Annotated in this window: 9 protein-coding genes; 7 read left to right on the forward strand and 2 right to left on the reverse strand. The window is 33.6% G+C overall.

The window, feature by feature from the left end; translation table 11 throughout:
• Positions 1 to 48: 48 nt before the first annotated feature.
• A complete protein-coding gene (locus ACIQ2Z_RS08425; RefSeq protein WP_396183699.1) occupies positions 49 to 1,458 on the reverse strand; it encodes a T9SS type A sorting domain-containing protein in 1,410 nt (469 codons plus the stop codon).
• A gap of 36 nt (positions 1,459 to 1,494) precedes the next feature.
• Positions 1,495 to 2,553: an acyl-CoA reductase gene (locus ACIQ2Z_RS08430; RefSeq protein ID WP_396183700.1), complete on the reverse strand. Its 1,059-nt coding sequence runs from the start codon at positions 2,551 to 2,553 to the stop codon at positions 1,495 to 1,497.
• Positions 2,554 to 2,616: 63 nt separating this feature from the next.
• Between ACIQ2Z_RS08430 and ACIQ2Z_RS08435 the strand changes: the two genes are divergently transcribed.
• The 7 genes from ACIQ2Z_RS08435 to ACIQ2Z_RS08465 all read left to right on the forward strand — a co-directional run.
• Positions 2,617 to 2,967 (forward strand): 4Fe-4S dicluster domain-containing protein, encoded by a 351-nt coding sequence (locus ACIQ2Z_RS08435; RefSeq protein WP_396175583.1) that lies wholly within the window; start codon positions 2,617 to 2,619, stop codon positions 2,965 to 2,967.
• Between the two features lie 137 nt (positions 2,968 to 3,104).
• Positions 3,105 to 4,199, forward strand: a complete 1,095-nt coding sequence (ychF, locus tag ACIQ2Z_RS08440; RefSeq protein ID WP_396183701.1) for a redox-regulated ATPase YchF — start codon at positions 3,105 to 3,107, stop codon at positions 4,197 to 4,199.
• Between the two features lie 83 nt (positions 4,200 to 4,282).
• Positions 4,283 to 4,945 carry a hypothetical protein gene (locus ACIQ2Z_RS08445; RefSeq protein WP_396183702.1) on the forward strand — a complete coding sequence of 221 codons (663 nt, stop codon included), beginning with the start codon at positions 4,283 to 4,285 and terminating at the stop codon, positions 4,943 to 4,945.
• Positions 4,946 to 4,984: 39 nt separating this feature from the next.
• Positions 4,985 to 5,668 carry a TIGR02117 family protein gene (locus ACIQ2Z_RS08450; protein ID WP_396183703.1) on the forward strand — a complete coding sequence of 228 codons (684 nt, stop codon included), beginning with the start codon at positions 4,985 to 4,987 and terminating at the stop codon, positions 5,666 to 5,668.
• 177 nt (positions 5,669 to 5,845) lie between these two features.
• Complete coding sequence (locus ACIQ2Z_RS08455; protein ID WP_396183704.1) at positions 5,846 to 7,702, forward strand: DNA topoisomerase IV subunit B; 1,857 nt, start codon at positions 5,846 to 5,848, stop codon at positions 7,700 to 7,702.
• A 52-nt stretch (positions 7,703 to 7,754) separates the two neighbouring features.
• On the forward strand, positions 7,755 to 8,894 hold the full coding sequence (locus tag ACIQ2Z_RS08460) for a YhcG family protein (RefSeq protein WP_396183705.1): 1,140 nt from the start codon (positions 7,755 to 7,757) through the stop codon (positions 8,892 to 8,894).
• Positions 8,895 to 8,941: 47 nt separating this feature from the next.
• Positions 8,942 to 9,939, forward strand: a 998-nt coding sequence (locus ACIQ2Z_RS08465) for a DNA gyrase subunit A (RefSeq protein ID WP_396183706.1), incomplete at its 3' end; no start/stop codon positions are given.

Raw genomic sequence — 9,939 nt, forward strand, 5'->3', positions numbered from 1 at the left:
TTTATTATAGGTTATTAACAATAACGTTTTAGTTGATAAGTAATAAAATTACTTTTTAATAATTTTATGCGTCTCATAAGAATCATTTTCAAAACTGATTTTCAATAAATAGATTCCTGACTGGAAGTGATCTAGAGAAAGAGTAGAAAACTGTTTTGAAACGGAATATAATAATTTACCGGTGATAGAAAAAAGTTCATATCGCCCGACCTGATTTGAAGATTGGTTTTCAATCGTAATACTATTATTTGTTGGATTTGGATAAATAGAAATTACATTTTTATCAAAAGTAGGGATGCTTAAATTTTCTAAATTAAACGAATAGGCTTTTCCGGTATTAATACCTCCTTCATTATAGGCACCTAAAACTACATTTGATTCGAACATCGAAATACTATTGCCCAAATAATCATCCATGTTAGATTGTCCTTCACCATAGAAGTAAGTTTGCATTTGCCATTCGTTTTCAATTTTTTTATAATAAAAAACTGGAAATTTTCGACTTAATTGCAAGAAATAAAACTCATATCCAACCAACATATTATTTCCGGAAACAGCAATTTTTCCAATTACAAAATCATCAAAATTCATTGGTAATATGCTTTCATTTACCCAAGAATTATTTACCCGATTTAAAATGTAAACTTTATTTAAAAACTGGCTGCTCATCTGTATGGCAGTTATGTATAATTTTTGTCCGTCAAAGGAAAAATCTTTTATGTTTTCTTCCAAATTTCCAAATTCTAAAGTTGAATCATTGTATATCCAGTTTGTGTCAAAAATAAAAGTATGATATTTGGTTTTTTGTTCATTTAATCTATCTGAAACAACTAAATAGTTCCCTTCAATTTCAATTTTTTCACCTAATTTTATACTGTTTGCTATGGTTAATTTTTGATTAAATATCCATTCCGTTTCGTTAAAAGTATAAACATAGACTGAGCCAATTCCTATTGAATTTGCATCATTTGGTGCGGAAACAAATAATGAATTACCTTGTATTTTTACAAAAGAGCCAAATTGTTTGTTTGCAGAGGCATCTGTAGCTGTTATTTTTTGAAAAAACTCCCAATTATTATTTACTTTTTTATATAAATAAACTGCACCGGAATCAGAAAATCCTTCATCATGTAATGGTGACCCAACTGCAATAAAATCTTCAAAAACAGCTACTGCTTTTCCAAATTGATCATTTGATAAAGCATCACTTGGATAAAAGTAAGCTTCTTGTGTTATGGATTGATTAGTTTGATTAAAAACATAAACATAGCCTGTTGTCACAGGTGGAAACGGACTGGTAGCACTTGAGATCACTATTGTATTTTCGTGAATGGCAGTTGCGGATCCGAATCGTAAACCAGAAATAGTTGAGCTTGGATAAAATCCACTTAAATTGGTTTGAGCAAATAAAAAGTTACTTGAAAATAGAATGGTGATTAATAGTATTTTGGTTTTCATATAACTGTTTTTATTTCTCAAAGTTACGTAAAATTACTAAATCGAATTTAAAAACTTTAATGTATCCACATTGTCAGCATAATCCCAAAGTTTTGGTTTTTGCGTTTGACCGAAAGCAATGCTGTTATCTATTAAATGTTCAGACACAATACATTGAATTTGGTCGCCTTCATTTTTTAAACGATTTTTTAATATTTCCAAACCTTCATAAAATTCATAAAATACACTGGAAATAGGGGAGGAATAACTGGAATCTTCTTTTAAAGTTAGAAATCCATTATCCAATAATTTGAAATTACTCATCAGAAAAACTGCCTTATTGTAATCATAATTATTAGCGTATTTTTCATAATGAATCACGTCTTGATACTCAAAAATTGCCTTAAAAAAGGAGTCAAAATTATATCCTTTTGGCACAAATATTTTCGAAACATTCCGACATCCTAACCCAAAATAACGGAAAATATCTTCTCCTAAATTGACCAAATCTTCCTGCGTTTCATTCCCGGTTAAAATAGCTACGGAATTTCTGTTTTTACGAATAATGGAAGGTTTGTTTTTAAAATAATAATCAAAATAACGGGCGGTATTGTTGCTTCCGGTTGCAATGACTGCATCAAAATTTTCGAGTTTTCCATCGGTAAAAGTGATTCTTTCTTCTAAATCTTTATCAACGGAAATTAAATAGTTTGCAAAAAATTTAATCAAATGTTGGTCGTTAGAGGAAGTCTTAACCAATACTTTATGTCCTGAAATCAGAACAGACAAAAAATCGTGAAAACCCACAAGAGGAATGTTACCTGCCAAAATTAATCCCACGGTTTTAGGTTTGGCTTTTGAAAAATCATAGTGTGAAAGCCATTCATTTAAATTTGTTTCGGTCAAAGCTTCTGCCCATGAATTGACAGCAAAATAAACTTGTTCTTTGGTAAACCATCCATTATGTGATTGCGAAAGTTCTAATAATGCTTCGAAAGAATCAAAAAAGGCATCATTATTAAAAACTTCTTGTTTTCTATGGTTAGAATCTAATGAAAACTGACTTAAAAAATAACCTAAAGCAACAAAAGAATTTATTTTGGTTTTTTCTAACATTTGTAACTTGTTTATATATGGAATTGATTGTAATTTTGCACAAAAATAAATCAAAAATTAGCTATGGCAATCATAATAACAGACGAATGTATTAATTGCGGTGCTTGCGAGCCGGAATGTCCAAATACTGCTATCTATGAAGGGGCAGACGATTGGAGATATAAAGACGGAACAAAACTGAAGGGAAAAGTAATTTTACCGGATGGAACGGAGGTTGATGCCGATGCTGCTCAAACCCCCATTTCAGATGATATTTATTACATTGTTCCCGGAAAGTGTACCGAATGTAAAGGTTTCCATGAAGAACCTCAATGTGCCGCTGTTTGTCCCGTGGATTGTTGTGTTCCTGATGATAATCATGTAGAAAGTGAAGAAACATTGTTAAACAGACAATCTTTTTTACACAACGAATAAGAAATGCCTCCTCTTTTGAGGAGTTTTTTTTGAGTTTTAGTAATTAAACAATTCAATTAATAAAACTATATTTGCACCCGTTTAAAAACCCTTTTACCCATTCCCGGAATTTCGGGACTAAACCATTACTTTAAAAGATGAAAGCAGGAATTGTAGGATTACCGAATGTTGGAAAATCAACCCTTTTTAATTGTTTGTCAAATGCAAAAGCTCAAAGTGCCAATTTTCCCTTTTGTACCATCGAACCAAATATTGGTGTAGTTAACGTTCCTGATCCTCGAATTGCCCGTTTGGAAGAATTGGTAAAACCGGAACGTGTTCAAATGGCAACTGTGGACATTGTTGACATTGCAGGTTTGGTAAAAGGAGCCAGTAAAGGGGAAGGTTTAGGCAATCAATTTTTAGGAAACATCAGAGAATGTAACGCCATTATTCACGTGTTGCGTTGTTTTGATAACGATAATATTGTGCACGTGGATGGGAACGTGAATCCTATTCGTGACAAAGAAACCATCGACATCGAATTGCAATTAAAAGATTTAGAAACCGTTGAAAAACGTTTGGAAAAAACCAACCGTGCGGCAAAAACAGGTAATAAAGAAGCGATTGTTGAAAAAGCATTGTTAGACCGAATTCGCGAAGCTTTATTGCAAGCAAAATCCGCACGAACAGTAATTCCTCAAAATCAAGATGAAATTGATTTGATGGAAGAGTTTCAATTAATTACAACCAAACCGGTTTTGTATGTGTGTAATGTAGATGAAGCATCAGCTGTTAGCGGAAACAAATATGTAGACCAAGTACGTGAATTAGTAAAAGACGAACAAGCAGAAGTAATTGTTCTTTCAGTTGGGGCAGAAGCAGATATTACGGAATTAGAAAGCTACGAAGAACGTCAGGTTTTTTTAGAAGACATGGGATTAAGCGAACCGGGTTCTGCCGTATTAATTCGTGCCGCTTACAAATTACTAAAATTACAAACGTATTTCACGGCAGGTGTTAAAGAAGTGCGTGCGTGGACCATCAATATTGGCGATACCGCACCAAAAGCAGCAGGAGTAATACACACCGATTTTGAAAAAGGATTTATTCGTGCTGAAGTAATTGCCTTTGAAGATTATTCTACTTTCGGCTCAGAAGCTAAAGTAAAAGAAGCGGGAAAATTACGCGTTGAAGGGAAAGAATACATTGTAAAAGATGGTGATGTGATGCATTTCCGTTTTAATGTCTAAGGAAAATAGAAAACAGAGAAAAGAAAATAGAGAGAACTGCTGAAGAAATTCAGCAGTTTTTTTACTTTTAAGGAAAAATTAGTATGAAGTATTTATTTTTATTTTTTACAATCATTTGCTTATTTTCATGTAAAGAAAATAAAGCAGAAATTGAAGGTAACCAATTTTATTTTAATTCACCTCAGCCTATAAACGATTTAGAATTAAATAAATTCCCCATCAAGTTTGTTGGTTTGTATATGGACTCAGATTCTTTGTTAGTATCGATTACCAAGGAGGTAATGTTTTATGAGTCAAGTTATAAGTTTCGTATTCATAATTCAGATTGGGATTCCATTAAAACGGACTTTGATTTTGTGAACGATAAGTATATTTTAAAAAACACCAATCAAGTTTACGAGTTTAAAAGAAATGGCGATTCATTAGATTTTCTATCTATACAAAGAGACACATTTTTCACTTTTTCAAATGATAAAAAAGTTAAACGAATCAACAACAATTTAATTATAAATCAAAGAGATTCAACTTATTGGACAGTTAATATTTATACATTGAAAGATGATATTCTTACTGTAAAACAACTTTATTCGGATACGGATTTACGAAAAATGGATTCAATCACAAAGATAAAATCGAAGATGATTGATTCAACTACCTTTTTAATTTCGCCAAGCAAAAATGAATTTAAGAAATTTTTGAAGTTTAATGATTTTGGATATGACAGAACTTTCAAAAAAATAAATTAAATATAACAAGTGCATTAAAAATAGTTAGAAGATTTTCAAATGAAAAAAATCAAATCAGCTTTAAAAATTATATCAAAATTTGTTTTGTTTATAGTTGTCTTTTTGTTGCTTTATGGTCTTTCCGCTTATGTTTTATCCATTATTCCGGTGAACAACAATATGTCAGAACATAAAAAAGAATATACCATTTATATCAAATCAAACGGTGTTCATACCGATTTAGTTTTACCCATAAAAACGGATGTAAAAGATTGGTCAGAGCAAATAAAATATGAACATATTCAATCCAAAGATTCAACGCATCAATATCTTGCTTTTGGTTGGGGCGATAAAGGTTTTTATTTAGATACACCCGAATGGTCTGACTTAAAATTCAGCACGGCATTCAAAGCGGCTTTCAACCTCGGAACTTCGGCCATGCATACCACTTTTTACAAAAAAATTCAAGAAAATGAAAATTGTGTAAAAATTGAAATTTCGAAAGAACAATATCTAAAATTAATTACTTTCATCGAAGCTAGTTTTCAATATGATACCAATGGAAATCCCATTTTTATTCAAGCCATAACCTACGGTAAAAATGATAGTTTTTATGAAGCACATCGAACCTATAATTTGTTTTACACTTGCAATACGTGGGCAAATCAAGCCTTAAAAAAAGCCCATATGAAAGCCGCTTTTTGGACTCCGGCAGACAAAGGGATTTTTTACCACTATCAATAAAAACAGTTATCAGACAACAGATAACAGACAACTGTGTAAACCAAAAACATGAGACCACAAACCGACAACTGACAACCGACAACCGACTCTGTCAATATGTTTCTTAATAACTTTAAATCATATTCCTTTTAAAATTTTGCTTTATCCGCTATATTAGCACAAAATCCGTTTTTCCCCATGTTAGAGCAAGATCAATACACCGAAGACAATATTCGTTCCCTCGATTGGAAAGAACATATCCGTATGCGACCCGGTATGTATATCGGAAAATTGGGTGATGGTTCGTCACCTGATGACGGTATTTATATCTTGTTGAAAGAAACCCTCGATAACTGTATCGATGAATATGTGATGGGTGCCGGAAAAACCATTGAAGTTACTATCAAAGATAAATTGGTAACGGTTCGTGATTATGGTCGTGGAATTCCGTTAGGAAAAGTGGTCGATGTCGTTTCAAAAATGAATACCGGTGGTAAATACGATTCCAAAGCCTTTAAAAAATCAGTCGGATTGAATGGAGTAGGTACCAAAGCGGTGAATGCGTTGTCCAATTATTTCCGTGTGGAATCCGTTCGTGACAACCAACAAAAAGTCGCCGAATTCTCTGCCGGAAATTTAACGTTAGAGGAGGATATTCAAGAAACAACCAAACGTCGTGGGACCAAAGTTGCGTTTATCGCCGATGAAACGATTTTCAAAAACTACAAATACCGTAACGAGTACATCATCAAGATGCTCAAAAATTATTGTTACCTCAATACGGGTTTGACAATTTATTACAACGGTGAAAAGTATTATTCTGAAAATGGTTTAAAAGATTTATTGGAAGAAAATATTGCCGAAGAAGACATGATTTATCCAATCATTCATCTTTCCGGGGATGATATTGAATTAGCCATCACACACAGTAAATCGCAATATTCCGAAGAATACCATTCGTTTGTAAATGGTCAAAATACCACGCAAGGAGGAACGCATTTGAATGCTTTTCGGGAATCGATTGTGAAAACAATTCGTGAGTTTTACAAGAAAGATTTTGATCCGTCAGACATCAGAAAATCAATTGTTTCGGCTATTGCAGTGAAAGTAGAAGAACCAGTTTTTGAAAGCCAAACCAAAACCAAATTAGGCTCAACAGATATTGGTCCGAAAGGTCCAACAGTTCGGACTTTTATTAACGATTTCATTTCTAAAAAGCTTGATAATTTTTTACATAAAAATCCGGAGGTAGCCGATTTACTATTGCGTAAAATTTTGCAAGCAGAAAGGGAACGCAAAGAGCTTTCAGGTATTCGAAAATTAGCAAAAGACCGAGCGAAGAAAGCGAGTTTGCACAACAAGAAATTACGTGATTGTCGCGTACATTTAACCGATGCAAAAAACCCAAGAACTCTAGAAAGTACGCTTTTTATCACGGAGGGAGATTCGGCTTCGGGTTCCATCACCAAATCACGTGATGTGAATACGCAAGCTGTGTTTAGCTTACGTGGAAAGCCATTGAATTCGTATGGAATGAGTAAGAAAATCGTTTATGAAAACGAAGAATTCAACTTATTGCAAGCTGCTTTAAACATTGAAGAATCAATGGAAGATTTGCGTTACAACAACATTGTAATCGCTACCGATGCCGATGTGGATGGTATGCACATTCGCTTGTTGTTGATTACGTTTTTCCTGCAATTTTTCCCGGAGTTAATTAAAGACGGACATTTGTATATTTTGCAAACACCGTTGTTCCGTGTTCGAAATAAAAAAGAAACGATTTATTGTTACAGCGAACAAGAACGAGTAGATGCCATCGAAAAATTAAAACCAAAACCGGAAATCACCCGATTTAAAGGTTTAGGAGAAATTTCACCCGATGAGTTTAAAAATTTTATTGGAGAAAGTATTCGATTAGACCCGGTTATGTTGGACAAAGCCACTTCCATCGAAACCTTGTTGGAGTTTTATATGGGTAAAAATACGCCTGATCGACAGGAGTTTATTATTAATAATTTGAAGGTGGAGTTGGATACGATTGAGAAGAATTAAAGTTTAAGAGTTTAAAGGTTTAAAAGTTTAATTTGGTTTAAAATTGTTGCTGTTGGCTGGAGAGATACAAAATAAAGTGCTGTTTCAACAAGTTGTTGCGTTAGTAAAAAGTGCTCAACAACAAGTTATTCGTACAATTAACTCAACAATGGTTTATACCTATTTTGAAATAGGAAGAATGATTGTTGAAGAAGAACAAAATGGAAAGGAGAGAGCAGCTTATGGCAAACAAGTTTTAAAAGAACTTTCTAAGGAATTGACGAAGGAGTTTGGGAAAGGGTTTTCTGTAGACTCTTTGGAGCGTATTAGAAACTTTTATTTAATTTATTCAAAATCCGAGACACTGTCTAGGATATTCAATTTTCAAAAATCCGAGACACTGTTGCGGAATTCAGACAATGAAAAAACAGAGACATTGTATTCGGAATTGGATTTACAAAAAACGCAAACACCGTCTACGCAATTTGAAAACTCAAAAAAGCAGACGCTGTTTTCGTTTTTTAAATTGACTTGGTCACATTATTCATTTTTGATGAGAATTGATGATGAACAAGAAAGAAGTTTTTATGAAATAGAAACAGAGAAAAACAATTGGAGTGTTCGTGAACTCAAACGTCAATACGATTCTGCTTTATACACAAGATTGGCTTTAAGCAGAGATAAAGAAGGTGTTTTGAAATTGTCACAAGAAGGTCAAATTATTGAAAAGCCAAAGGACATCATCAAAGATCCTTACATTTTAGAATTTTTAGGATTACCCGAATTACATCAGTATTCTGAATCAGAATTAGAACAAGAAATCATCAATAAACTAGAACATTTTCTATTAGAATTGGGTCAAGGATTTGCTTTTGTGTCTCGTCAACAAAGAATTTCGTTTGATGATAAGCATTTCAGGATAGATTTGGTTTTTTATAATAGAGTGTTGCAAAGTTTTGTGTTGATCGATTTAAAAATTGGCGAACTCAAGCATCAAGATTTGGGTCAGATGCAAATGTATGTGAATTATTATGATAGAGAAAAGCGGTTGGAAGGCGAAAATAAAACTATCGGAATAGTATTATGTCAAAACAAGAGTAATTTATTGATAAAATATACTTTACCGGAAGGAAATAAACAAATTTTTGCCAGTAAATACAAAACCATTTTACCAAGCAAAGAAGATTTTAAGCGATTGATTGAAAATAAATAATATACTGAAATTCTGAAATAAATTCAGAGCAAGTAAATTCCGCATAAATGAACGAAGACGAAGAAAACATCATCCCCGAAGATGAAAACAACGACGAACTAAACGATTCAAACCAAGAAAAAGGTTTTGACGACATTCGCATGTCGGGTGGAAAACATTTTTACGAAAACGACGAAAACCCCGAAGACACCATTACCAAAGTGACGGGAATGTATAAGGATTGGTTTCTCGATTATGCTTCCTATGTAATTTTGGAGCGTGCAGTTCCGGCTATTGAAGATGGTTTTAAACCCGTGCAACGTCGAATTATGCACTCGATGAAAGAACTCGACGACGGTCGTTACAACAAAGTAGCAAATATCGTGGGTCACACCATGCAATACCATCCACATGGCGATGCCAGTATTGGTGATGCAATGGTGCAAATCGGTCAGAAAGATTTACTGATTGACATGCAAGGAAACTGGGGAAATATCCTCACCGGAGACAGTGCTGCAGCTTCCCGTTACATCGAAGCACGAATTTCAAAATTGGGACATGATATCTTATATTCTCCAAAAATTACCGAATGGGGAATGTCATACGACGGTCGACGTGCTGAACCAATAAATTTACCGGTAAAATTCCCTTTGTTGTTAGCTCAAGGAGCCGAAGGAATTGCCGTTGGTTTATCCACGAAAGTGTTGCCACATAATTTTATCGAATTGATTGATGCATCGATAAAAATTTTAAAAAACAAGCCATTTACTTTATTTCCTGACTTTCCAACCGCAGGAATAGCGGATGTTTCCAATTATAATGACGGAATGCGTGGTGGAAGAGTTCGTGTACGTGCGAAAATTTCGCAATTGGACAAACAAACATTGGTGATCACGCAAATTCCTTTTTCTACCAATACAGGAACGTTGATTGACAGTATTTTGAAAGCTAACGAGAAAGGTAAAATTAAAGTCAAAAAAATTGAAGATAATACTGCTGCTGAAGTAGAGATTTTAATTCATCTTCCACCGGGTGTTTCTCCCGATAAAATGATTGATGCGTTGTA

The sequence above is a fragment of the Flavobacterium sp. genome (genome assembly GCF_044361015.1).
GTDB lineage: Bacteria > Bacteroidota > Bacteroidia > Flavobacteriales > Flavobacteriaceae > Flavobacterium.